Origin of the sequence: Streptomyces sp. NBC_00510 (assembly GCA_036013505.1) — a bacterium.
Lineage (GTDB): Bacteria > Actinomycetota > Actinomycetes > Streptomycetales > Streptomycetaceae > Actinacidiphila.
This window is the reverse complement of the sequence record CP107851.1, coordinates 4,046,454-4,071,572: the sequence shown is the minus strand read 5'-3', so window position 1 is coordinate 4,071,572 and position 25,119 is coordinate 4,046,454. Positions and strand designations below refer to the sequence as shown.

Here is a 25,119-nt window from a genome sequence, read left to right as displayed (position 1 = left end):
GGTCTACGGGGACGGGGCGGCGGCCACCGGGTTGACGCTGTCGAAGCAGACCAGTCCCCGGGCCTGCGACAGCAGGAACGAGCCGCTGTAGGCGTCCGCGGTGATCTCGGCGTCGAAGGACCCGCTCCGCAGCCACCGTGCGTCCGCCGGGAGGAAGCCGGCCAGCCGGCCCGGGAGCACGGGCGGGCTCGCCGGGCGGAAGTCGCGGTGGACGGTGAGCGCGGCGACCCGGCCGTCCGTGAGGGCGGCGACGCCGACCACCCGCACGTCCGAAGGACCGGGGACCGACCTCCCGTCGTTGCCCGCGACCAGGTCGTACCCCAGCCAGTGGGCGCCGTGGAGCCGACCCAGCAGCGGGAAACGCCGCTCCAGCGGGGCGGTGTCCGTCCGTACCGGGCCCTCCGCGGCCTCGCGCCGCTCCGCCTCCGGACGGCGCGAGCCGCATCCGGCAGCGAGCACCGCCGCACCCGTGGCCAGGACCGTCCGCCGTGTCGTCATGCGCCCGCCCCCTGACGGCCCGCGTCGATCGCGGGGTTGTCCAGCGTCGTCCAGAAGACGGCGTCCGGCTCCGGCGGCAGCGGAGGGGAGCCCAGGTCGGCGTGGAGCGCGGCGCGCCAGTCGGAGGAGATCCGGGAGCGGACGTCGGCCGTCCTCACCAGCGCCCGGTGGGGCAGGTCGGTGAGCAGCAGCACGAGGCACATCACGGCCTGCCCGCGGACGCCGTCGTGGTGGGCGGACGCCTCGCGGCGGACCTGGCGCAGCCTGAGCCCGAGCGGACCGGTGCCGGTGAGCCCGACGGCACGGCCGCCGTCGAGGGTGTCCAGGGCCGCGGCGACCTCGGGGTACCTTGCCAGGCCGGACTCTTCGGCCAGCCGGCGCATCTGCCGGGCCGCGGCGGTGGCGACCGTCCTGCGGGGGAGCGTGGCCACGAGTGCGCCGAGATCGCCCAGCTTGCGCACGTGGACGGCGCGCAGCGGCTCCTCGGAGCCGCGCGGCGGCAGCGGCGGCAGCGAGGCGTCGTCGGGGGAGGGCGGCGGGTCCGACGGATCGCCCCACTCGGGGTGGGCGCGCTCGGAGTCGTCCCACTCCAGGACGCCGTCGCTGACGACGGGCCAGGTCCAGCCGCCCTGGAAGGGCAGCCCGCGCTCCAGGCTGTCGGCGACGTCGCCCAGGTACGCGCCCAGCGACGGGGCGTGGCCGAAGTCGGTGCCGGACTCGTCGAAGAAGCGGCCGACCGCGCCGAAGGACGCGCCGGGGCGGCAGTCCACGGTCAGGCCGTCCGCGGTGATGGCGTAGGAGGCGAACTGCACGAAGCGGTGGTGCCAGTAGGCGCCGTCGTTCTCCTCCTCGTCCTCGTCGAGGACCTCGGCCAGCATGCCGCGCAGGAACCCGGACCGCTCCTCGCATCCGTGGGTGCCCAGCAGGCCGTCGTGCGTCGGCAGGAGGAAGTCCTCGTCCGCGCCGTCGTGCCGGCGCAGCGTGGCCACCAGGTCCGGCGGGAAGGTGACGCCCATGCGCCGCTGCACCGCGGCGATCTCGTCCTCCGGCGCCGGAGGATGGAGCATGGCGAACGTCGCCGGGGCGTGGGCGCCCAGCCAGAAGTCGATGCGGTCCCAGGCCTGTTCGGCCGCTTCGGCGGACATCGTGGCTCCCCCTCGGGTGTCTGCGCCCGGCTGGCAGAACCCTAACGGTGGCCGCCGACAGCGGGTGGCGGAGGCCGGGATATATTCGCGCGGCCGTTCGCCACGCCACCCGTCCGTGAGGAGCCGTTCGTGCAGCCTCCGCCGTATCCGTCGTACCCCCTCCAGCCGGCGCTCCCGCCCGCGGCGCAGCGGGCGCCGCTGAACGGGCTCGCCGTCGCCGCGCTGGTGACCGGGTTGCTGTGCATGCTGCCGGTGGTCGGCGTCGTGCTGGGGACGATCGCGCTGGTGCAGATCAAACGGACCGGCGCGCGCGGCAAGGGCATGGCCGTCACCGGCCTGGTGCTGTCGGCCGTCGGCACGCTGCTGTGCGCCCTGGTGCTCGCCGGCGGGGCCGCCGCGTTCGTCGAGAACTTCAAGGAGGGCGTCAGGGAAGGGGCGCGGGACGACGGCGCCTTCTCGCTGCGCCGGGGCGACTGCTTCGACACCCCCGGCGGCGACCTGGAGGCCCCGACCGCCGACATGGACACCGTGCCCTGCGCACAAGGGCACGCCGGCGAGGTGGTCGGGACCTTCCGGCTGCCCGGGCCCCAGGGCTACCCGGGCGACACGGAGCTCAAGGACCTCGTGGAGGACCGCTGCCAACGGCTGTCCGACACCTACGCCATGGACAGCTGGGCGGTGCCGGCGGACGTCACGGTGTACTACTACGCCCCGGACCGGGAGACCTGGAAGCTCGGGGACCGGGACGTGACCTGCGTGTTCGGCAAGGACAAGGGCGCGCTCAAGGGCTCCCTGCGGCAGGACGCGAGCACGCTCGACGCGCACCAGGTCGCCTATCTGAAGGCCGCCAACGTCCTCAACGAGGCCATGGCGAAGGGGCCGGAGGAGGAGTACGTCGAGGACGACCTCGAGGGCTACCCCACCTGGGCCGGCGAGGTCTCGGTCGCCCTCGCCGCCGAGGCCCGGGCGCTCGACGCCCACGACTGGCCGGCCGGCGCCGAGCAACCGGTCGCCGCGCTCGTGGCGGAGGCCGGGAAGGCACGCGCGCAGTGGACCGAGGCCGCCGCGGCGAAGGACGCGGACGCCTACTACGAGCACTACGAGGCCGCGGACTCGCACAGCGGCCACGAGGAGGCCGTCAGGGCACGGGAGGCGCTGGGGCTGGCCACGACGGTCGCGGCGGCGAACCCTTCGGTGTGATCAGCCCCGACTCGTAGGCGTAGACGACCAGTTGGGCGCGGTCGCGGGCGCCCAGCTTGGTCATCGCCCGGCTGACGTGGGTCTTGGCGGTGAGCGGGCTGATGACCATCCGCCCGGCGACCTCGTCGTTGCTGAGCCCGCGGGCGACGAGCGCGAGCACCTCGCGCTCCCGGTTGGTCAGCGCCTCCAGGCCCGCCGCGTGCGTGGCGTCGGGCGGCCGCGCGACGAACTCGCCGATCAGCCTGCGCGTGATGGCGGGGGAGAGCAGGGCGTCACCGCGCTCGGCGACGTGGATGGCCTGGACGAGGTCGGCGGGTTCGGTGTCCTTCAGCAGGAATCCGCTGGCGCCGGCGCGCAGCGCGTCGAAGACGTACTCGTCCAGGCCGTAGTTGGTCAGGATGACCACGTGCACCCCGGCCAGCCGCGGATCGGCGGCGATCAGCCGGGTCGCGCCGATCCCGTCGAGCACGGGCATCTGGACGTCGAGGAGCACCACGTCGGGCACGTGCCGCCGGGCGAGTTCGACGCCCTGCTGACCGTCGCCCGCCTCGGCCACCACCTCGATGCCGTCCTCGGCGTCGAGGAGGGCGCGGAATCCGGCCCGCATCAGCGCCTGGTCGTCGACGATCAGCACGCGGATCACGACACCTCCTCCAGCGGCGCCCCGGCCGTCCCGGCCGCCGTCCTGCCGTCGGCCGCCGGCAGCGCGTCCAGGGGCAGTTCGGCCCGTACGGAGAAGCCGCCCTCGGGCCGCGGCCCGGCGCGCAGCCGTCCGCCGAGCGCGGTCACCCGCTCCCGCATCCCGGTCAGCCCGACCCCGGGCACCGCGCCGTCCCCGGGGGCCGCGGTGCCGTCGTCGTCGATCTGCACGACCAGTTCCCGGTCGCCGTACTCGATGCGGACGGTGGCCCGGGGCTCAGGACCGGCGTGCCGGGTGACGTTGGTGAGCGCCTCCTGCACGATCCGGTAGGCGGCCCGGTCGACCCCGTCGGCCAGCGGCCGTTCCCGTCCGCCGACCGTGACGCTGGTGGGCAGTCCGGCCGTGCGCGAGCGCTCCACCAGGTCCTCGATCCGGTCCAGGCCGTGGCCCCCGCCGGTGCCGCGCAGCACCTCCAGGGTCGCGCGCAGCTCCCGCATCGCCTCCCCGCTCGCCTCCTGGATCGCCAGCAGCGCGGCGGGCACCTCCTTGCCGCGCTTGCGGGCCAGGTGGACGGCGACCCCGGCCTGCAGCTTGATGATCGAGATGCTGTGGGTGAGCGAGTCGTGCAGCTCCCGGGCGATCCGCAGCCGCTCCTCGCCGGCCCGGCGCAACGCCGCCTCCTCGCGGGTGCGTTCGGCGTCCAGCGCCCGCCGCTCCAGCTGCTCCAGGTAGGCCCGGCGGTGCCGGCCCACCACGGCCATGGCGACCGAGGCCAGGAACCAGCCGAGCAGCAGCGCGGTGGACTGCGCCGACGTGGGCGCGGGCTGCCCGGAGGCGAGGTAGCCGGTGAGGAACGCCAGGGCCGACAGCTGCACCGGCAGCCGCTTCCCGCCCGACCTGACCGCCATGTGGACCGCGACCAGCACGGGGAACGCCGCCGAGGGGCCGGGGTGCACCCGCAGGGCGTACGCCAGCATGCAGCCGGTGCACAGCAGCAGCGCCGCCGCGGGCCGGCGGCGGCTCCCGGCCACCGCCAGCGCGCCCACAAGGCCCAGTGCCAGGTCGAGGGCGTTCGAGGGGCGCGGTACCCCGGGCAGCAGCAGGACGTCGACGGCCAGGACGACGCCGAGCACCGCGTCGAAGGCGACGCCCCGCCACCCTCGCAGCCCGGCCCACCCCTGACGCCCGATCAGCGTGCCACCCATGCCCGCACCCTACGCCGCCCCGCGGGGCGGCACGTCCTCCCCGAAGACGGCTCCGCGGCTACTCCCGGTGGAGTAGTCCCGCCCGCGGCCCCGGCGCCCGGAGCAGTGGCATCCCCCTTCCCCCGGAGGACGACCGGCGGGACCCCGGGCGGCCACCATCGAGCCGTCGAGAACACCGCCGTCCACGATCCGTCAGCGAGGAGGCCCGGCCATGGCCACGCCCTTCCGTCTCACCACTCCCGCGCCACCCGGCGACGCCACGGGCCGCACCGCCGAGGTCTACGCCCAGCTTGCCACCGACTTCGGCATCGGCCGCGCGCCGACCTTCGTCGCGCTGTCGGCCGCCCCCGACCTGCTCGCGGCGACCTGGGCCGTGCTGCGCGAGTCACTGCTCGCCGGCCGCGTGCCGCGCACCGACAAGGAGCTCGTCGCCCTGGGGGTGTCGGCGGCGAACCGCTGCCCCTTCTGCGTGGACGCGCACACCGTCCTGCTGCACGCCACCGGTGACCACCGCCTCGCCGAGACGGTCGCCCGCGGCGGCACGCCGGACGACCCCGCCCAGGCCGCGCTGGTCTCCTGGGGCGGGGCGACCGCGACCCCGGGCGCGCCCGCGGCCGCGGCGCACCCCTTCGGCCCGCAGGACGCGCCGGAGTTCATCGGCACCGCGCTCGCCTTCCACTTCGTCAACCGGATGGTGTCCGCCCTGCTGACCGAGGACATGCTCCCCGGCGGACTGCAGCGGCTGCGGCTGGTGCGCAGCCTGGGCGGCCGGGCCCTGGCCCGTACCGTCCGCAGGCCGCTGCCCCCGGGGGCCAGCCTGCCCCTGCTGCGCGGCCCTGCCGGGCCGGCGCCGCAGTGGGCCGCGGACGCCCCGGTGGGCACCGCCTTCGCCGCGCTGCGGCGGGCCGCCGCCGTGGGCGGGCGGCGGCTCGGCGACGCGGCCCGGGAGGCGGTCGTGGCCGCGGTCGGCGCCTGGGACGGCGCGCATCCGCCGCTCGGCGGCGACTGGACCGCCGCGCCGCTCGCCGCCGTGCCCGCCGCCGAACGCCCCGGCGCACGGCTGGCGCTGCTCGCCGCCCTCGCCCCGTACCGGATCACCGAGGCGGACGCCGAGGCCTGGCGGATCGCCGATCCCGACCCCTACGACGCCGACCTGGTGAGGGTGCTGGCCTTCGGCGCGATGACCGCGGTGTGCCGGATCGAGACCTCGGTCCACGAGCCTTTGCGTCGCCCCAGGTTGACAGCCCATTGACAGAGCCACGACGATGCGTGGTGCCACTGGGGCCGATGAGCCCCGTGTGCACTTCGACCACTCGCCCGGTGACGCCTCGGCCTGCTCACGTACGGGGAGAGCTGCCGTCAGCCGCGCCCGCCGGGCCACGCAACGCCAAGATTGGGTTCTGCATGTCCATATCGCGACGTGTCACCATCGGACGGCTGCTGGGCGTGAGCGCCGCGGCCGTCGCCCTCACCGCCGTGGGTGCCACCTCCGCCTGGGCCGGCGACTGCCCGGGCGGCAAGGGCTGGGACCGCGGTGGCCACCACGGCTACAAGCCCGGCCAGGGGGGCGGCACCAAGACCTCCACCGACCGCTGCGAGTTCTCGCTCGACGGCACGGCCTGGTACCCGTCGGTCAAGGTCGACGATGTCAACCTCAAGCCCGGCGAGGACGGCAAGGTCCACGTCAAGGTCCGGGTCGCGGACGGCTCCTCGTCCTGCACCGTGTCCCTCGCCTCCTACCGCACCCACGGCGCCACCTTCCAGACCTCCGGCAAGCAGGTGTTCCACGACTGGGACACCGTGAAGATCACCACCGGCACCGACACCCTCGACGTGGCCGTGCCGGACGTCACCTGCTTCGCGCAGATCGACCTGTACTACGGCAACAAGAAGTACGACGGCGTCCTGGACGCCAACGACGGTTACGAGCACGGCGACCTGCCCGAGGGCCCGGACCACGCGGTCATCGGCGACAAGAAGATCGCTTGGTGGAACGGCGGCACGAAGGACTGCACCACGCAGACCGTCCCGACCACCCCCGCCACCTCGACCCCGACCACCCCCTCGGGCGGCGAGACCACCCCCGCCGGTGGCGAGACCACCCCGGCCGGCGGCGAGGAGACCACCCCCGCCGCGACCGAGACCCCCTCGGCCACCGCCCCGGCCTCGGAGTCGGCGTCCGCCTCGCCGTCCGAGTCCGTCGAGGCCGCGACCTCCGAGTCCCCCAACGGCGGCTCGGGCGACCTCGCCGAGACCGGCAGCAGCAACGTGGGCATGATCTCGGCCGCCGCGGCCGTGCTGCTGGCCGCCGGTGGCGGTGTGGTCCTCGCGACCCGTCGCCGTCAGGCCGCCGGCCGGCACTGACCGCGCACCGGCACCCGCCGGGCGGAGGAGGGGTACGGCTGCGTCAGCAGCCGTACCCCTCCTCCGTGTCGGGTCCGACAGCCGCCCGACGCGCTCTAGCCCCGGCTCCGTACGGATTGGAACAATCCGAACCTGACCGTAGGGACCGATGCGGGGGGCTGCATGACATCTCCGGGGGAGACCGCTGTCGGCGAGCGCTACCCGACCGTGGACGAGGTCGCCGCGGCGGCCAGGGCCCTGGCGCTCCGCCGGCCCGACGTCTGCCGGCTGCGGACGGTGGGCCTCTCCCGGGCCGGGGAGCCGCTGCTGCTGCTCTCGGTCGGGCACGGATCGCGCAACGTCCTGGTGGTGGCCGGCCCGCACGCCAACGAGATGGTCGGCGGTGCCACCGTGCTGCTGCTGGCCCGGCGGGTCACCGCCGACCCCGTGCTGCGGGACGGGGCCGACGCCGCCTGGCACTTCCTGCTCTGCGCGGACCCGGACGGCGCCCGGCTCAACGAGGCCGTCCCCGACGCCCGGTTCACCATGCTCGGCCACTACCGGCACTTCTTCCGCCCGCGCGCCGCCGAGCAGCCCGAGTGGCTGCCGGACGACGGCACGCTGGACGGCGCGCTGCCCGAGACCCGCGCGCTGATCGGGGTCATCGACGAGCTGCGGCCGGTGCTGCAGTGCTCGCTGCACGGCATCGACGTGGGCGGCACCTTCATCCAGGTGACCCGGGAGATCCCACGGCTCGCGGAGCGGATCGCCAAGTCCGCCGCCGAGTTCGACATCCCCCTGGAGGCCGGTTCCTCCGACGCCTTCCACTGGCCGAGCCCCGGCCCGGGGGTGTACGTGCTGCCGCCGCCCGGCGGCCCGCGTGAGGACGCCTCCAACTCGACCTGGACGTACGCCCACCGGTACGGCGGGGTCACCGCGATCGCCGAAGTGCCCATGTGGGCGTGCGACCGCGCCGCCGACACCTCGCCGCACCCGAGCGCCGACGGCGCGCTGCGCACGGCGGGGGAGGCGCTGCGCCGCGCCAGCCTGCTGGTCGGCGGGCTCATCGGGGAGGTGGGCCCGCACCTGCCCGGGGACGGCGGGCCGTTGCTGCGCGCGGCGCGGGAGATCGTCGCGGTCGGCCCGGCGCTGGCCGCGGACTGGGACCCGGCCCTGCGCACCGCGGCCGCGCCGCCGCTGCCCGCGATGACCCGGGCCCGGGTCAGCAGCGTCGAGATCTACGCGCAGCGACTGCCGCTGCGCGCCGCCGCGATGCTGCTGCGGGTGGCCCGTACCGTGGACCACGGTCCGACCCCGCTGGTGGCCGTGCGCGAACTGCTGGAGGGGCTGGTGGCGGACTGGTGCGAGGCGTACGGGACCGCGCACCGGGCCCGCTGGATCCCGGTGCGCCAGCAAGCGGAGCAGCACGCACGGGTGGTGCTCGCGGCCTTCGATCTGCTGCCCGGGTGACGCGACACGGGTAAAGCCTTGCGGAAGGCTTGCGGGTGGCAACCCTGAGTTGTCAAGCTGTTGCACACAGTCAACCCGAGGGAGGGGCACGTGCCTTTCGGTGAGCAGCCCGCGTACCTGCGCGTCGCCGAGGATCTCCGCCGCAAGATCCTCGACGGCAGCCTCCCTCCGCACACCCGCCTGCCCTCGCAGGCCCGCATCAGGGCGGAGTACGGGGTGTCGGACACCGTCGCCCTGGAGGCCCGCAAGGTGCTGATGGCCGAGGGCTTCGTCGAGGGCCGGTCCGGCTCGGGCACGTACGTGCGCGAACGCCCCGACCCGCGGCTGGTCGTGCGCACCGGCTACCGGCCGGGCAGCGGCCAGGCGACGCCGTTCCGGCAGGAGCAGGCCGACGAGGGCTTCAAGGGCACCTGGGAGTCGAACAGCTTCCAGGAGGCGGCGAACGCGCGCGTCGCCGAGCGGCTCGGCATCAAGCCGGGCGACCGCGTGATGCGCACGCGCTACCTCTACCGGACGGAGGGCGAGCCGATGATGATGGCCACGTCCTGGGAGCCGCTGTCGGTGACCGGCCGCTCGCCCGTCCTGCTGCCGGAGGAGGGCCCGTTGGCCGGCCAGGGCGTGGTGGAGCGCATGGCCGCGCTCGACGTCGTGGTCGACAACGTGGCCGAGGACGTCGGCGCCCGGCCGGGACTCGCCGAGGAGACCGCGGTGCTGGGCGGGGTGCCCGGCCACGTGGTCATCGAGATCCACCGGACGTACTACGCCTCCGGGCTCCCCGTCGAGACCGCGGACATCGTCATCCCGGCCGACCGCTACCGGGTGTCGTACCGGATGCCGGTGAAGTGACGCCGGGCGGCGCCCGGCGGGCCGCGCCGCTTCCGCGCCGGTGTCCGCAAGTCCGCTGGTGGGCCGCGTGGGCGCGGGGCGCCGGCGGTGCGCGGGGCGTGGAGGGCGGCGCCGGGGCGCGCGCCGATGCGCAGGAGGCGCGGACAAGAGCCCCTTCTGAGTCAACTCCCAATCGAACATGGCCCGATCGAGTCGAATACTGCCCGAACGTGTCCGGCGCGTCACGTTCGGGCGTAGGCTCCGGCATATGCGCATCGCCGTTTCCTCGGACATGGACGAGCCGGTTGCGCGGCTGGTCGTCGACGAACTGCGCCGCCGCGGCCACACCGTGATCGCCTACGGAGCCCTGCGCGCCGGCGACCGCAAGGACTGGGCGTGGAGCGCGGAGAGCGCCGCCCGGGACCTCGCGGAGGGCCGCGCGGACCAGGCCGTCGTGTGCTGCTGGACGGGCACGGGGGCCGCCATCGCGGCCAACAAGGTGTCCGGCGTCCGTGCCGCCCTGTGCGTCGACGCCTATTCCGCGGACGGCGCCCGCAAGTGGAACGACGCCAACGCCCTCGCCCTGAGCCTGCGTCTGACCAGCGAGCCGCTGCTCAAGGAGATCCTCGACGCCTGGTTCGCCGGCGTCCCGAGCGGCGAGGACGACGACCGGGCCAACGTGGCGCACCTGGAGGACATCCGATGAGCGAGCTGGTCTGGGTTGTCATACGTCAGGACGACAACGGCAACCGTTACCGGGTCGGCCGCTACGCCACCCGGCAGGAGGCCGAACGCGTCGCCGACGCCCTGGACGCGCGCGGCCACAAGCAGCTCTACCTCATCGAGCGGATCGACCGGCGCGCGTCGTAGCCGTCCGCCACGGACAGCCGCCACGGATAGGGTGCCGCCCATGACGACGCACGACGTGACGGTGGTGGTCGGCGCGGCCGTGCTCGACCGGGGCAGGCTGCTCGCGGCGCGGCGCAGTGCGCCGCCGGAGCTGGCGGGGCGGTGGGAGCTGCCCGGCGGCAAGCTCGAACCCGGGGAGACGGCGCCGCAGGCGCTGACCCGTGAGCTCCGCGAGGAACTGGGCGTGGAGGCCGAGGCGCTGGAGCGGGTCCCCGGCGAATGGCCACTGGGGCCCGGCTACGTCCTGCAGGTGTGGACGGCCCGCATCCTGTCCGGGGAGCCCCGGCCGCTGGAGGACCACGACGAGCTGCGCTGGCTCACCCCCGACCGTCTCGACGAGGTCGACTGGCTCGACCAGGACCGTCCCGCGGCCGCCTGGGCGGCGGCCCGGGCCGTCCGGGGGCCCACCCCGGGCTGACCGCCCCGGCTCCCCCGGGACCGCCCCACGGCGCGCCAGGACGGATATGCGGCGCGGAATATCGGGTATGGGGGGATTGATCCGCCGACGGTCGGCCGGCCCTGAGCCGGTGGCCCTGCAATGGTCTGGGGTCCCCACACGTGAGCGGGAGCGAGGACGGCACAGGCAAGGGCGAGGACCCGGGACACCCCGAGTCCCCGGCCGGGCACGGGCGTGCCCACGCCGGTCTCCATCCCGGACCCGCGGGACCGGTGCCGGGCGGGCCCACCGCCTCGGGGACGCTCCTGGACACACTGCGGCTGGCCGTGGTCATGCTCGACACCTCCGGCCGCGTCCTGCTCTGGAGCCCCCTCGCGGAGGAGATGCTCGGCTGGGCGGGCGAGCACATCGTGGGCCGCCGGGTCTCCGCCCTGATCGGCCCCGGCGAGGACGGCCGGCCGGGGAGGACACCGCCCGCCGCCCGCCGGACGGCCTCCGTGCCCCGCCCCGGCCCCGCCGAACGCGTCCTCGCCGAGCTGCTGCGCACCGGCCGCTGGGAGGGCATCCTCTCCGTCCGGCACCGCGACGGCCACCAGGTGCAGGTCGAGGCGCGCGCCTCGCTCCTCGTGGACGGCGACGGCCGGCCCTTCGTCCTGGTGTCGATCGCCGAGACCAGCCGGATCCGCAGCATGGAGCACGACCTGGCGGCACTGGACTCGCTCTTCGGCTCCTCGCCCCTCGGCGTCGCGATCTTCGACACCGAGCTGCGCTACGTCCGTGTCAACGAGGCCCTGGCGCGGATGAACGGCGTCCCCGTCGAGGACACCCTCGGCCACCGCGTCGAGGAGATCGTGGCCGCCGAGGCCGCCGACGAGCTCGCCACCCTCCAGCGGCACGTGCTGGCCACCGGGCGCGCGGTCATCGACGTCGTCGTGCCGGGCCCGGCCGGGGGGTGGCGCTCGGTGTCGTACCACCGGCTGGAGGACCGGGCGGGCCGGGTGCTGGGCATCAGCTGCACCGTGATGGACGTGACGGAGCGCCAGCAGAGCGCCGAGAAGATCGAGCGGGCCCGGCGCCGCCTGGCGCTGCTCAACGACGTCGGCTCACGCCTGGCGGACCTGCTGGACGTACGGCGGATCGCCGAGGAACTGGCCAGGACCGTCGTGCCGCGGTTCAGCGACTACAGCGGGGTGATCCTGCACGCGGCGGTGCCGGACGGCGGGGAACTGCCCGGCGCCCCGTACGGGGAGCGCACCGAGATGCGCCAGCTCGGCATCGGGGCGGCCAAGGAGGGCCCCCTGGTCGACCGGATGATCGGCATCGGCAAGGTCATCCAGGTCGACCGGGCGTCCGTCTTCGGCTCCGTGCTGCACAGCGCACGGCCCGCCCTGGTGGGCAGTGCGGACGAACTGCGCGACACCGTCGCCACCTTCCCGGGCGACCCCAAGGTGCAGGCCGCCCTGGACCTCGGCATCCACTCGCTGATGGTCGCCCCGCTGCGGGCCCGCGGCATCGTCCTCGGGCTGCTGGTCGTCAGCCGCGCCGGCGGGCGCGAACCCTTCGACGCCGACGACGTCGCCCTCGCCATGGAACTGTGCGACCGCTCCGCCGCCGCCCTGGACAACGCCCGCCTCTACATCCGCGAACGCGAGGGCGCCCTGATGCTGCAGCGCAGCCTGCTGCCGCGGAGCGTGCCCGAGCCGCCCGGCGTCGACCTCGCCTTCCGCTACGTCCCCGGCAGCACCGGGGCGGCGGCGGGCGGCGACTGGTTCGACGTGATCCCGCTCGCCGGCGGCCGGGTCGCCCTCGTCGTCGGGGACGTCATCGGCCACGGGCTGCGCGCCGCCGCCACGATGGGCCGGCTGCGCACCGCCGTACGGACCCTGGCCGCCCTGGAGATGGCGCCGGAGGAACTGCTGCGCCGCGTCGACGACCTCGGCGACGACCTGGCCGCGGGCACCGCCGAGGGCTGGACCGCGACCTGCGTCTACGCCGTCTACGACCCCTCCACCCGGCGGCTGGTCATGGCCCGCGCCGGGCACCCGCCGCCGGTCCTGGTGGAGCCCGGCGCCCACGGGGGCGGCCGGGCCCGGCTGCTGGACTCCCCGGCCGGGGTGCCGCTGGGCGTCGGCGGCGTGGACTTCGAGTCGGTCGAGCTCGACGTGCCCGACTCCTCCGTCCTCGTGCTCTACACCGACGGCCTGGTCGAGGCGCGCGGCGAGGACATCGGGATCGGCATGGACCGGCTGCGGTCGGTGCTCGCCCGCCGTCCGCTGCGCTCCCTGGAGGAGGCCTGCGACGACCTGCTGGCCACCCTCGCCCACGGCCGCGAACCCGACGACGTGGCCCTGCTCATGGCCCGCCTCGGCGGCCTCCCGGAGGGCAGCACCGCCCACTGGACATTCGCGGCCGAGCCGAGCGCCGTCCGCCGTGCCCGGCGGCAGGTGCGGGAGACCCTCGGGGACTGGGGGCTGCGCGACCTCACCGACGTCACCGTGCTGCTCGTCAGCGAACTCGTCACCAACTCCCTGCGGTACGCCCGCGGGCCCATCGGCGTGCGCATGGTGCGCGGCACCTCGCTGCTGGTCGAGGTCTCCGACCCGCTGCCCGACCCGCCCCGCCGGCGCGCCGCGGGCGAGGAGGACGAGGGCGGCCGCGGGCTGCAACTGGTCGCCCACACCTCCCGCCGCTGGGGCACGCGGCACGGGCCGCTGGGAAAGACGGTCTGGTTCGAGCTCGCCCTCCCCGCCCCGGCGACCGCCGCGGGCGGCCCGCGCGGTTGACCGGTCACGCACGGTTCGGCGGGCCGGAGCAGGGTAGTTGAAGTGGGGCGTCGGCGGAATTCGTACGCCTCGAGATGATGCTGTGATCGACAAGTGCATGTGCGGAACGGGGGTAATGCTGAATACTCGGCACCAGCCGGTCCGTATGTGTGAGCTGGAGGGGTCGGGCGTGAACGATGAGCCGTCGGGGGTTGTTGGGCCCCGGAACCCTGAGGCCGTGACACAGAGCGCCTGGCAGTCCAGTCCGCCCGGCTCCCTCTACGACTACATCCGGGTGGCCTCGTTCTCCCTCGGCCCCGACGGGCGGATCGAGCAGTGGAGCGAGCGCGCCGAGGAGTTCTTCGGCGTATCCGCCGCCGAGGCGCTGGGCCAGGACCCGATCACCGCCTTCGTCCCCGAGGACCGGCGTACCCGGGCGCACGAGCGTATCGCGGAGATCCTCGACGGGCGCGAGTGGATCGGCACCGTGCCGTACCGCGACAAGGCCGGCCAGGAGGGCCTGGCCGAGGTCTACGTCATGCCCTCGCGGAGCGGGACCGGCGGGCGCGGGGCGCTCTGCATCGCCGTGGACGTCCGCGTCCTGCGTCAGATCGAGACCGATCTCGCCTCCTCGCAGGCGGTGTTCGGCCAGTCGCCGATGGGCTTCATCCTCTTCGACACCAACCTCAAGCTGCTCCGCGTCAACCAGCGCTTCGCCACCGTCTTCGGCCGCAGCCCCGGCGACCACCGGGGCCGCACCCCGCACGACTTCCTCTCCCGCGTCGAGGCGGACCGGCTCACCGCCGCGCTCAAGCAGGTGCTCGACAGCGGCGACCCGGTGCTGGACATGACGATCGTCGGCACCGTCTCCTCGGGGTCCGGCGCCAACAACCGCAGGCGCTGGGCGATCTCGCTGTACCGGCTGCACAGCGGCAGCGGCCGTCCCATCGGCGTCGCCGGCCTCGCCCAGGACGTCACGGGACGCCAGCGCGCCGAGCGGGAGGCCGCGCACACCCGGCGCAACCTGGCCCTGCTCAACGAGGCCAGCCGGCGCATCGGCAGCTCCCTGGACCTGGAGACCACCGCCCGCGAACTGCTCGACGTCGCCGTGCCGCACTTCTGCGACCTGGCCTCCGTCGACCTCTACCAGGCGCTCCTGGTCGGCGAGGAGGGCCCGGTCGGCACCGCCGACGGCAGCGGCGAGGTCCGCCGGGTCGCCTTCGCCAGCGCCGTCTCCGACGCGCCCGTCGCCCCCCTGGACGGCGGCCACACGGGCGGCCCGGTCTCCGTGGGCGCCGTCCACCGCTACCCCTTCAACTCCCCCTGGGCGGGCGCCCTGCGCACCGCCCAGACCCAGGTCATAGGCGCCGACGGCGGCGACCCGGAGGTGGAGCTCGGCGAACTCGGCGGGGGCCTGGTGCAGTCCACCCTCGCCGTGCCCGTCGTCGCCCGCGACACCGTCCTGGGCCTGGTCCAGTTCGCCCGCGCCAAGGGCAGCGAACCGTTCTCCGAGCGCGACCGGATGCTCGCCGAGGAACTCGCCGCCCGCGCCGCCGTCTTCATCGACAACGCCCGGCTCTACCGGCGCGAGCACGAACGCGCCCTCATCCTGCAGCGCAGCCTCCTCCCGCCCGGCAACCCCGAGGCCGCCGGACTCGACATCGCCTGCCGCTACCTGCCCGGCAACATGGAGACCGAGGTCGGCGGCGACTGGTTCGACGTCATCGAGCTCCCCGGCCACCGCACCGCGCTCGTCGTGGGCGACGTCATGGGCCGCGGACTGCGCGCCGCCGTCGCCATGGGCGAGCTGCGCACCGCCGTACGCACCCTGGCGCTCCTGGACATCGAGCCCGCCGACGTGCTCTCCGCCCTCGACGAGGTCGCCCGCGGCCTCGGGGGCAGCGGCGACGGCCGCAGCAACCGGCGCGGCAAGGAGGCCGACGGCTCCGACCTGTCCGAGGTCTACCTCGCCACCTGTGTCTACGCCGTCTACGACGCCATCACCCGGCGGGTCACCATCGCCAACGCCGGCCACCTGCCGCCGGTCCTGGTCGAACCCGGCGAGCAGGCCATGATGCTGGAGGTGCCCACCGGCATGCCGCTGGGCGTCGGCGGCGAGCCCTTCGAGGAGGTCGAGGTCGACCTGCCGGACGGCGCCCTCCTGGCCCTCTACACCGACGGTCTCGTCGAGTCCCGCAACCACCCGCTCGACGAGGGCCTGCGCGCCTTCCGTGCCGCGCTCGACGAACCCCAGCGCCCGCTGGAGGACGTCTGCGACCACATACTCGCCCGGCTCGACACCGCCCACGGCGAGGACGACATCGCCCTGCTCATGGCGCGCGTCCACGGCCTGCCCGAGGACTCCGTGGGCGACTGGACGCTGGAGCCCAACCCCCGCTCCGTGGCCCGCGCCCGCGAGCTCGCCCGCGACTGCCTGGTCGCCTGGGGCCTGGCCGCGCTGGTCGACACCACCGAACTGCTCGTCAGCGAACTGGTCACCAACGCCCTGCGGCACGGCCAGGGCGACATCCGGCTGCGCCTGTTGCGCGACCGCACCCTGGTCTGCGAGGTCTGGGACGACGCCCTCGCCCAGCCGCGCCGCCGACGCGCCCGGGCCACCGACGAGGGCGGCCGCGGACTGCAGCTGGTCTCCTTGCTCAGCACCCGCTGGGGCTCCCGGCGAACCCACCGCGGTAAGACCGTCTGGTTCGAGCTGGACCTGCCCTCGGACGGCGAGGGCAGCACCGGCGAGGACACGATAGAGGCGCTGCTCAGCCTCTTCTGAGCAGCGCCTCCACCGCGGGGGAGCACCGGACCGGTCAGCTCCTGCGCCGGATCCTGTTGCCGAGCCAGACCAGCGGGTCGTACTTGCGGTCCACCGCGCGCTCCTTGAGGGGGATGAGCGCATTGTCGGTGATCTTGATGTGCTCGGGGCAGACCTCGGTGCAGCACTTGGTGATGTTGCAGTACCCGAGCCCGTGCTCGTCCTGGGCCGACCGCTTGCGGTCCAGGCCCTGCTCCTCCGCCGCGTCCAGCGGGTGCATGTCCAGCTCCGCCACCCGCATCAGGAAGCGCGGACCGGCGAACGCCTTCTTGTTCTCCTCGTGGTCACGGACCACGTGGCAGGTGTCCTGGCACAGGAAGCACTCGATGCACTTGCGGAACTCCTGCGAACGCTCCACGTCCTCCTGGAGCATCCGGTACTCGCCCGGCGCCACGCCCTCGGGCGGGACGAAGGACGGCACCTCCCGCGCCTTCTCGTAGTTGAAGGACACGTCCGTCACCAGGTCCCGCACCACGGGGAAGGTCCGCATCGGCGTGACCGTGATGGTCTCGTCCCGGCCGAACACCGACATGCGGGTCATGCACATCAGCCGCGGCCTGCCGTTGACCTCCGCGCTGCACGAGCCGCACTTGCCGGCCTTGCAGTTCCACCGCACCGCCAGGTCGCCCGCCTGGGTCGCCTGCAGCCGGTGGATGATGTCGAGGACCACCTCGCCGTCGTGGACCTCGACCCGGTAGTCCTGCAGCCCGCCGCCGTCCGCGTCGCCACGCCAGACCCTGAAGTGCCCCGTGTACGTGCTCACCGGTCCAGCTCCTCGTCCGTCAGGTACTTCAGCAACTCGTCCTTCTCGAAGAGCGCGAGCAGGTCGGGCCGGATCGGGTCCATCTCGCGCCGCGTGACCGCCACCTCGCCGAACGCGTCCGCCGGATCGGCCAGTTCGCAGACCAGGTTGAGCTTGCGCCAGCGGCGGTCCATCTCCGGGTGGTCGTCGCGGGTGTGGCCGCCCCGGGACTCGGTGCGCTCCAGCGCCGCCCGGGCCACGCACTCGCTCACCAGCAGCATGTTCCGCAGGTCGATGGCGAGGTGCCAGCCCGGGTTGAACTGCCGGTGCCCCTCGACGCCGGCCCGCCGGGCCCGTACGCGCAGCGCGTCCAGCCGGGTCAGCGCCTCCTCCATCTCGCCCTGCCGGCGGATGATGCCGACCAGGTCGTTCATGGTCTGCTGCAGTTCCTGGTGGAGCGTGTACGGGTTCTCCGGGACCCCGTCCGGCACGGCCCCGGCCTCCGCGCTGAACGGCCGCAGCGCCTCCGCCGCGGCGGCGTCGACCTGCCACTCCGCGACGGCCGGACGCGTGCCGCCGGTCCCGGCCGCGTACTCCGCCGCGTGCAGGCCCGCCCGGCGCCCGAAGACCAGCAGGTCCGAGAGCGAGTTGCCGCCCAGCCGGTTGGAGCCGTGCATGCCGCCGGCCACCTCGCCGGCCGCGAACAGCCCGGGCACCCCGGTCGCCGCCGCCGAGTCCGGGTCGACGTCCACGCCGCCCATCACGTAGTGGCAGGTGGGGCCGACCTCCATGGCCTCGGCGGTGATGTCGACGTCCGCCAGCTCCTTGAACTGGTGATGCATCGAGGGCAGTTTGCGCCGGATGACCTCGGCGGGCAGCCGCGTGGAGACATCCAGGAACACCCCGCCGTGCGGGGTGCCGCGGCCGGCCTTGACCTCGGAGTTGATCGCGCGGGCCACCTCGTCGCGGGGGAGCAGCTCCGGGGGCCGGCGGTTGTTGTCCGGGTCCTCGTACCAGCGGTCGCCCTCGTCCTCGCTCTGCGCGTACTTCTCCTTGAAGACGTCCGGGACGTAGTCGAACATGAACCGCTTGCCCTCGGAGTTCCGCAGCACCCCGCCGTCGCCGCGCACCGACTCGGTGACGAGGATGCCCTTCACCGACGGCGGCCAGACCATCCCCGTCGGGTGGAACTGCACGAACTCCATGTTGATCAGCGGCGCCCCGGCCAGCAGCGCCAGCGCGTGCCCGTCGCCGGTGTACTCCCAGGAGTTCGACGTCACCTTGAAGGACTTGCCGATGCCGCCGGTCGCCAGCACCACGGCCGGCGCCTCGACGACGAAGAAGCGCCCCGACTCGCGGACGTAGCCGAAGATCCCGGAGACGCGGTCGCCGTCCTTGAGCACCCGGGTGACCGTGCACTCCTGGAAGACCTTCAGCCGGGCCTCGTAGTCACCGTGCTCCCGGTGGTCCTCCTGCTGCAGCGAGACGATCTTCTGCTGGAGGGTGCGGATCAGCTCCAGGCCCGTACGGTCGCCGACGTGTGCCAGGCGCGGGTACTCGTGACCGCCGAAGTTTCGCTGGGAGATCTTCCCGTCCTTCGTGCGGTCGAAGAGCGCGCCCCAGGTCTCCAGCTCCCACACCCGGTCCGGCGCCTCGCGGGCGTGCAGCTCCGCCATCCGCCACTGGTTGAGGAACTTCCCGCCGCGCATGGTGTCGCGGAAGTGGACCTGCCAGTTGTCGTGCGGATTGACGTTGGCCATGCTCGCGGCGATGCCGCCCTCGGCCATCACCGTGTGCGCCTTGCCGAAGAGCGACTTGCAGATCACGGCGGTGCGCATGCCCTGCTCGCGCGCCTCGATGGCGGCGCGCAGCCCCGCCCCGCCCGCGCCGACCACGACGACGTCGTACGCGTGCCGTTCGACTTGTGCCATCAGAAGAACCTCGGATCGTCGAACGCCCCACTGGCGACCAGGTAGACATAGAGATCGGCGAGCGCCACGCTCACCAGCGACAGCCAGGCCAGCAGCATGTGGCGGGAGTTGAGCTTCCCCACCCAGGTCCACATGCGGTAGCGCACCGGATGCCGGGAGAAGTGCCGCAGCCGGCCGCCGACGATGTGCCGGCAGGAGTGGCACGAGAAGGTGTACGCCCAGATCAGGGCGATGTTCACCAGCAGCACCAGGGTGCCGAGGCCCATGTGGCCCCACGCCCCGTGCTCGTCCCGGAAGGCGAGCACGACGTCGTAGCTCAGGATCCCGGCGACCGGGATGGCGAAGTAGAAGAAGTACCGGTGGATGTTCTGCAGGATCAGCGGGAACCGCGTCTCACCGGTGTACTTCTCATGCGGCTCGGCCACCGCGCAGGCGGGTGGCGAGGCCCAGAAGCCGCGGTAGTACGCCTTGCGGTAGTAGTAGCAGGTCAGCCGGAAGCCCAGCGGGAAGATCAGCACCAGCAGGGCGGGGGACAGCCCCCACCAGTCGCCGAAGAGCGGCCAGCGCGCGCCGAGCGGCATGTCCACGCAGTTCGAGCCCAGGCAGGGCGAGTAGAACGGCGAGACGTACGGCTCGGCGTAGTAGTGCGCGTTCGCGAAGGCCCGCCACGTCGAGTAGACGACGAAGGCGCCCAGGCCGAGCGCGGTGAGCAGCGGCTGCAGCCACCAGCGGTCGGTGCGCAGATGTCGTGCCGGAATGGCCGCGCGCCCGGCGGAAAGGACGCCGTGGCGCGCGGGTGGAGCGGGTGGAGTCGGTGGAGCGGGCGGTTGTGTGTCGGTGGCCAAGGACTACTCCTAGGGCGCTCGGCGGTCCGGCGCCCCCAGCCCTTCGTCTTCCGCGCCGGACCAGAGACTGGGGTCGTACGGCGTATCCGGGATCGTCACCATCTCCTGCCGCGCCTTCTGCCCGGCCGGGGTGGTGCCGACGCTGTCGCGCAGCAGCGCGAGGTCGTCGCTGAGGTGCTTGGTGTCGGCACGGACACGCCTCATGTCCAGGCTGTCGCCGACGTGCTGCTCCAGCTTGGACACGGCCCGGCCCAGTTCATCCAGCCGGCGTTGTACCGATGCAAGTTCGTCCTGCAGGGACATGGCTGTCCTCACCTCCGCCACGTTGCGGGTGCACGACGCTAACGCCAAGCGAGTGTCGCGCGTCACAGTCGCGCTTGGGAAGAGATCTGCAGGGATTGTCCCACCTACGGGTGGCGCGCGCCCTGTGCGAACGCGCCGTGGCGCGTGATTCCCCCGAAGGCCGCGCACCCGTGCGGGGGTGGTGTCCGGCGCACGGGGACGGGGGCCCGCGGAGGCGTTGCGCCGGGCGGGTGGGAGGGCGGGGGCGCGCGACGTGTCGGTGGCGTCCGCGGTCGCGGAATGGCTTTCAGTAGGTGCGATAAGCGGCAAATAGACCGTCCTGTGATCATGGCCCCCTCGCGGAGGTACGCACGCATGGCCCGCAGCGCCACCTTGATCCGCTCCGCGACCGCCGTGGCACTCGCCGCCGCGGTCGCCGCCTCCGCCGGGTGCTCCGCCGGCAAGGACGACCCCCTCGCAGGGACCGACCTCGCCTCGGCGCCCCGGGACGGGGTGCGCGACGGAGGCACCCTGCGCTGGGCCGTGGACGCGGCGCCCGGCACCCTGAACGCGTTCCAGTCCGGGGCGAACGACGCCACCTCCCTGGTCGCCGCGGCCGTGCTGCCCGCCGCCTTCCGGCTGGACGGGCAGGGCCGCCCGTACCTGGACACCGATCTGCTGCGGTCGGCCAAGGTGGTGCGGAGCGAGCCGCAGCAGGTCGTGTCGTACCGGCTCAACCCCAAGGCGGTCTGGAGCGACGGCCGGCCGATCGCCGCCGCCGACTTCGCCGCCCAGTGGAAGGCGCTGCGCGGCACCGAGGACGCCTACTGGACCGCGCGCAACGCCGGGTACGACCGGATCTCCTCCGTCACGGCGGGCAAGGACGCGCACGAGGTGAAGGTCACCTTCGAGAAGCGGTACGCGGACTGGCAGTCGCTGTTCACCCCGCTCTACCCCAAGGCCGTCACCGGCACCGCCAAGGCCTTCAACGAGGGCGCGCGCCGCGAGCTGCCGGTGGCCGGCGGGCCCTTCGCCGTCCGCAGCGCGAGCGGGAAGTCCGTCACGCTGGTCCGCAACACCAAGTGGTGGGGCGACCGCGCCAAGCTGTCCCAGCTGGTCCTCGCCGCCACGCCCGCCCACCAGAGGGCCGCCGACCTGGCCTCCGGCGCGCTGGACGTGGCCGAGGTCGACCGCGACGTGACCGGCAAGCACGTGGCCGTCTACCGGACGCGCGCCGCCTCCTACACGCAGCTCGCCCTCAACGGTTCCACCGGGCCGCTCGCCGACGAGCAGGTGCGGCACGCCGTGGCCCGCGCGGTGGACCGCCGGGCCATCGCCAAGGCGGTGCTGGGGCCCCTCGGCCTGCCCGACGAACCGCTCGGCAACCACCTGCTGCTGCTCACGCAGGCCGGGTACGCCGACCACAGCTCGGCCCTGGGCACGTCCGACACGAAGGCCGCCCGCGCCCTGCTCGCCGCCGCGGGCTGGCAGCGCACCGCCCTGGACCCCGGGGCCGGGGCGGGCGGCGGCGGTGCCGGGGCGGCGGAACGCAACCAGGCGGCGCCCGCGCACAAGGTCGAGGTCAGCGTCGTCGAACCGGCCAAGACGGTGCTGCGCAAGAACGGCAAGGCGCTGACGCTGCGCTTCGTCCTGCCCAAGTCCTCGGCGACCCTGAACACGGTCGGCGAGCGCATCGCCACGATGCTCTCCGGCATCGGCGTGCGCACCGAGCTGCAGCGGGTCTCCGACGACAGCTTCTTCCGCGACCACATCGCGGCCGGCGACTTCGACCTCGCCCTGTACGGCTGGCCCGGCACGGCCTTCCCGGCGACCGACACCCGCCCGATCTTCGCCAAGCCCGAGCCCGCGCCGGACGGCTCCCTGGTGGTCGAGCAGAACTACCCCCGGGTCGGCACCGACCTCATCGACCAGCTCTTCGACCAGGCCGCCGGCGAGCTCGACGCGGCCGAGGCCCGGGACTTCGCCGCCCGCGCCGACGCCCGCATCTGGGCGGCCGCCGGTTCCATCCCCCTCTACCAGCGCCCCGAGCTGGTCGCCCTGCGCAAGGACGTCCTCAACGCGGGTGCCTTCGGCTTCGCGACACCGCGCTTCCAGGACATCGGCTTCAGGAAGTAGGGGGAGCGCCGGATCAGGGCCGGGGCCGTGACGCCGGTCGTCGCGGCCCCGGCCGCGTGCACCGCGCACACGCTTGACGCGAGGGACCGGGCGCCGGAGGCGCAGGAGAAGGGCGGCGGCCCGCTGCGGAACCCGCCGGCGCGGCCGTCCACGTCCGTGACGTCCGTCACGGTGGCCGGGCCCGTACTTCCGGCGCGCGCCGTGCCGTCCTCCCCCGCCCTGCGGATCGGGGAGGCGGCCCGGCCCTGACCGACCCGGGACGATCATGCCCGGGCGGCCCTTGCCGCCCGGGCCCCGTACCATGGGGTGAGGCCGTGGCTTGACTCGCCCGGCGGGCTAGGTGTGCCGACGAGGGCACGCCGCCCCACCTACCTACCCGGGAGAAGCGCCCCAGTATGCCCACGCGTAACGACATTCGTAATGTCGCCATCGTCGCCCACGTCGACCACGGCAAGACGACGCTGGTGGACGCCATGCTCAAGCAGGCCGGAGCCTTCGCCGCGCACCAGCATCTGGACGACCGGATGATGGACTCCAACGACCTGGAGCGCGAGAAGGGCATCACCATTCTCGCGAAGAACACGGCCGTGAAGTACCACCCCAAGGGTGGCGGCGAACCCATCACGATCAACATCATCGACACCCCCGGCCACGCCGACTTCGGCGGTGAGGTCGAGCGCGGCCTGTCGATGGTCGACGCGGTCGTGCTGCTGGTGGACGCCTCCGAGGGCCCGCTGCCGCAGACCCGCTTCGTGCTGCGCAAGGCGCTGTCCGCGAAGCTGCCGGTCATCCTCTGCATCAACAAGACCGACCGCCCGGACTCCCGGATCGACGAGGTCGTCAACGAGACGTACGACCTGTTCCTGGACCTGGACGCGGACGAGGACCAGATCGAGTTCCCGATCGTCTACGCCTGCGCGCGGGACGGCGTGGCCTCGCTGACCAAGCCGGAGAACGGCACCGTCCCGGCCGACAGCGACAGCCTGGAGCCGTTCTTCTCCACGCTGCTGGAGCACGTCCCGGCCCCGGTGTACGACGAGGCCGCCCCGCTGCAGGCGCACGTCACCAACCTGGACGCCGACAACTTCCTGGGCCGCATCGCGCTGCTCCGCGTCGAGCAGGGCGAGCTCAAGAAGGGCCAGACGGTCGCGTGGATCAAGCGCGACGGCTCGATCGCCAACGTCCGCATCACCGAGCTGATGATGACCGAGGCGCTCACCCGCAAGCCCGCCGAGAAGGCCGGCCCGGGCGACATCTGCGCCGTCGCCGGCATCGCCGACATCACCATCGGCGAGACGCTGGCGGACCCGGAGAACCCGATCGCGCTGCCGCTGATCACGGTGGACGAGCCGGCGATCTCCATGACCATCGGCGCCAACACCTCGCCGCTGGTCGGCCGTGGCCCCGGCGGCAAGGGCGCCGACAAGTCGGCGGTCAAGGACCGCAAGGTCACCGCCCGCCTGGTCAAGGACCGCCTGGAGCGGGAGCTGATCGGTAACGTCAGCCTCCGCGTGCTGCCGACCGAGCGCCCCGACACCTGGGAGGTGCAGGGCCGCGGTGAGCTGGCGCTGGCCATCCTCGTCGAGACCATGCGCCGGGAGGGCTTCGAGCTGACCGTCGGCAAGCCGCAGGTGGTCACCCGCGAGGTCGACGGCAAGCTCCACGAGCCGGTCGAGCGCATCACCATCGACGTGCCCGAGGAGCACATGGGCGCCGTGACGCAGCTCATGGGCACCCGCAAGGGCCGGATGGACAACATGTCCAACCACGGCTCCGGCTGGGTCCGCATGGAGTTCGTCGTGCCCTCCCGCGGTCTGATCGGCTTCCGTACCGAGTTCCTGACCGGCACCCGCGGCACGGGCATCGCCCACTCCATCCACGAGGGCCACGAGCCGTGGTTCGGCCCCCTGGTGACCCGTAACAACGGCTCCCTGGTCGCCGACCGTGCCGGTGCCGTCACCGCCTTCGCGATGACGAACCTCCAGGAGCGCGGTGTGCTCTTCACCGACCCGGGCACCGAGGTGTACGAGGGCATGATCGTCGGCGAGAACTCCCGCGCCGACGACATGGACGTCAACATCACCAAGGAGAAGAAGCTCACGAACATGCGGTCCTCGTCGGCCGACTCGTTCGAGGCGATCGTCCCGCCGCGCAAGCTCTCCCTGGAGCAGTCGCTGGAGTTCTGCCGCGACGACGAGTGCGTCGAGGTGACCCCGGAGACGGTCCGCATCCGCAAGGTCGTCCTGGACCAGAAGGAGCGCGGCCGCACCGCCTCCCGCGCCAAGCGCTGAGGCCCCTGCGGTCCGCGCCGGCGGCGCGGACCGCACCCTCGGCGGTGCATGGACACCGGCCCGGCCGTCCCCGGTCCACGGGGGCGCCGGGCCGCTTCGCGGCCGCTCCCGGACGGGAGCGGCGCGGAGACGACATCACGGGACATCCACGTCGATCCCGGTGTGCGCGGAGCGCCGTTTTCCGTGAGGGCGGTCACATCGAGGGGCCCTTGCTGGGCAAGTTGTGACCGAACTCACCGGGGCGCAGCCCGCTGTGCGCGGTCCGGTTCCCGGGACGGCGATGTGTCGCGGTTGCGCCAGTGGCGTGGGCGCGACAGCTCGTTCCCTGTCGGCCCGTCAGGCACGTACATTCGCGTGGAATCTACGCGCTTTGAGGGCAACCGGATTTCAGTCCGGCGACGTCCGGATACCGGACGGCGTTCACCGGTACTTGTGTTACAAGTCCGTTTCGTCGGTGTCTGTCTACAATCCAAATGTCCGAATTGCGGGATTGTTTTGGACCGGTTGTGACCAAAACGAGATCGTAAGTGTGTGGTTCGTAGGCCCAACGTGACCGATAGTTGGAGCCGTTGAGCTCGGGTCAATGGGTCCAAGCGCTTATGGGGAGCGCCGACTCACGAGCACAGGTGACCGGTATCACTGTCAGGGGTGTCAGTGAGGCCGGCCCTTTCACG

Annotated in this window: 21 protein-coding genes; 13 read left to right on the top strand and 8 right to left on the bottom strand. The window is 73.6% G+C overall.

What is annotated here, in order from left to right:
- Positions 1-3: 3 nt before the first annotated feature.
- A complete protein-coding gene (locus tag OG937_17955; GenBank protein ID WUD73430.1) occupies positions 4-498 on the bottom strand; it encodes a hypothetical protein in 495 nt (164 codons plus the stop codon).
- Positions 495-1,643 carry an SMI1/KNR4 family protein gene (locus OG937_17950; protein ID WUD73429.1) on the bottom strand — a complete coding sequence of 383 codons (1,149 nt, stop codon included), beginning with the start codon at positions 1,641-1,643 and terminating at the stop codon, positions 495-497. Before OG937_17950 ends, OG937_17955 begins: the two co-directional genes overlap by 4 nt.
- A 129-nt stretch (positions 1,644-1,772) precedes the next feature.
- On the opposite strand from OG937_17950, the gene OG937_17945 reads away from it, so the two are divergent.
- A complete protein-coding gene (locus OG937_17945; GenBank protein WUD73428.1) occupies positions 1,773-2,843 on the top strand; it encodes a DUF4190 domain-containing protein in 1,071 nt (356 codons plus the stop codon).
- Here the strand turns inward: OG937_17945 and OG937_17940 are convergent.
- Positions 2,782-3,486 (bottom strand): response regulator transcription factor, encoded by a 705-nt coding sequence (locus OG937_17940; protein WUD73427.1) that lies wholly within the window; start codon positions 3,484-3,486, stop codon positions 2,782-2,784. The two genes, OG937_17945 and OG937_17940, sit on opposite strands and share 62 nt — an antisense overlap.
- A complete protein-coding gene (locus OG937_17935) occupies positions 3,483-4,688 on the bottom strand; it encodes a sensor histidine kinase (GenBank protein WUD73426.1) in 1,206 nt (401 codons plus the stop codon). The genes OG937_17940 and OG937_17935 overlap by 4 nt, the downstream gene beginning before the upstream one ends.
- A gap of 211 nt (positions 4,689-4,899) precedes the next feature.
- Here OG937_17935 and OG937_17930 point away from each other — a divergent pair, with 211 nt between their 5' ends.
- The 9 genes from OG937_17930 (at position 4,900) to OG937_17890 (ending at position 16,179) form a co-directional block, all read left to right on the top strand.
- Entirely contained in the window at positions 4,900-5,940 is a 1,041-nt protein-coding gene (locus OG937_17930; GenBank protein WUD73425.1) for a carboxymuconolactone decarboxylase family protein, read from the top strand.
- A 152-nt stretch (positions 5,941-6,092) separates the two neighbouring features.
- On the top strand, positions 6,093-7,052 hold the full coding sequence (locus tag OG937_17925) for an LPXTG cell wall anchor domain-containing protein (GenBank protein WUD73424.1): 960 nt from the start codon (positions 6,093-6,095) through the stop codon (positions 7,050-7,052).
- Positions 7,053-7,214: 162 nt separating this feature from the next.
- The gene (locus tag OG937_17920) at positions 7,215-8,501 is read left to right on the top strand and encodes a M14 family zinc carboxypeptidase (protein WUD73423.1); all 1,287 of its coding nucleotides are present in this window, start codon (positions 7,215-7,217) and stop codon (positions 8,499-8,501) included.
- A 90-nt stretch (positions 8,502-8,591) separates the two neighbouring features.
- Positions 8,592-9,347, top strand: a complete 756-nt coding sequence (locus OG937_17915; protein ID WUD73422.1) for a GntR family transcriptional regulator — start codon at positions 8,592-8,594, stop codon at positions 9,345-9,347.
- Between the two features lie 247 nt (positions 9,348-9,594).
- Positions 9,595-10,032, top strand: coding sequence for an RpiB/LacA/LacB family sugar-phosphate isomerase (locus tag OG937_17910; GenBank protein WUD73421.1), 438 nt, complete (start codon positions 9,595-9,597; stop codon positions 10,030-10,032).
- Complete coding sequence (locus tag OG937_17905; GenBank protein ID WUD73420.1) at positions 10,029-10,196, top strand: SPOR domain-containing protein; 168 nt, start codon at positions 10,029-10,031, stop codon at positions 10,194-10,196. The genes OG937_17910 and OG937_17905 overlap by 4 nt, the downstream gene beginning before the upstream one ends.
- Positions 10,197-10,236: 40 nt before the next feature.
- Positions 10,237-10,653, top strand: coding sequence for a (deoxy)nucleoside triphosphate pyrophosphohydrolase (locus OG937_17900; protein ID WUD73419.1), 417 nt, complete (start codon positions 10,237-10,239; stop codon positions 10,651-10,653).
- A gap of 140 nt (positions 10,654-10,793) precedes the next feature.
- A complete protein-coding gene (locus OG937_17895; GenBank protein WUD73418.1) occupies positions 10,794-13,415 on the top strand; it encodes a SpoIIE family protein phosphatase in 2,622 nt (873 codons plus the stop codon).
- Positions 13,416-13,632: 217 nt separating this feature from the next.
- Entirely contained in the window at positions 13,633-16,179 is a 2,547-nt protein-coding gene (locus tag OG937_17890) for a SpoIIE family protein phosphatase (GenBank protein WUD73417.1), read from the top strand.
- Between the two features lie 34 nt (positions 16,180-16,213).
- Here the strand turns inward: OG937_17890 and OG937_17885 are convergent, their stop codons facing one another.
- From OG937_17885 to OG937_17870, 4 genes are read right to left on the bottom strand one after another with little or no spacing between them, the layout of a single operon-like run.
- Complete coding sequence (locus tag OG937_17885; GenBank protein WUD73416.1) at positions 16,214-16,981, bottom strand: succinate dehydrogenase/fumarate reductase iron-sulfur subunit; 768 nt, start codon at positions 16,979-16,981, stop codon at positions 16,214-16,216.
- Positions 16,978-18,891 carry a fumarate reductase/succinate dehydrogenase flavoprotein subunit gene (locus OG937_17880; protein ID WUD73415.1) on the bottom strand — a complete coding sequence of 638 codons (1,914 nt, stop codon included), beginning with the start codon at positions 18,889-18,891 and terminating at the stop codon, positions 16,978-16,980. Before OG937_17880 ends, OG937_17885 begins: the two co-directional genes overlap by 4 nt.
- Complete coding sequence (locus tag OG937_17875) at positions 18,891-19,736, bottom strand: hypothetical protein (protein WUD73414.1); 846 nt, start codon at positions 19,734-19,736, stop codon at positions 18,891-18,893. Before OG937_17875 ends, OG937_17880 begins: the two co-directional genes overlap by 1 nt.
- 9 nt (positions 19,737-19,745) lie before the next feature.
- A complete protein-coding gene (locus tag OG937_17870; protein WUD73413.1) occupies positions 19,746-20,039 on the bottom strand; it encodes a hypothetical protein in 294 nt (97 codons plus the stop codon).
- A 354-nt stretch (positions 20,040-20,393) separates the two neighbouring features.
- Here OG937_17870 and OG937_17865 point away from each other — a divergent pair, with 354 nt between their 5' ends.
- From OG937_17865 to typA, 3 genes are all read left to right on the top strand, one after another.
- Positions 20,394-22,154, top strand: a complete 1,761-nt coding sequence (locus OG937_17865; GenBank protein WUD73412.1) for an ABC transporter family substrate-binding protein — start codon at positions 20,394-20,396, stop codon at positions 22,152-22,154.
- Between the two features lie 27 nt (positions 22,155-22,181).
- Positions 22,182-22,403 carry a hypothetical protein gene (locus OG937_17860; protein ID WUD73411.1) on the top strand — a complete coding sequence of 74 codons (222 nt, stop codon included), beginning with the start codon at positions 22,182-22,184 and terminating at the stop codon, positions 22,401-22,403.
- 146 nt (positions 22,404-22,549) lie between these two features.
- Entirely contained in the window at positions 22,550-24,445 is a 1,896-nt protein-coding gene (gene typA / locus OG937_17855) for a translational GTPase TypA (GenBank protein WUD73410.1), read from the top strand.
- The last annotated feature ends 674 nt before the right edge of the window (positions 24,446-25,119 follow it).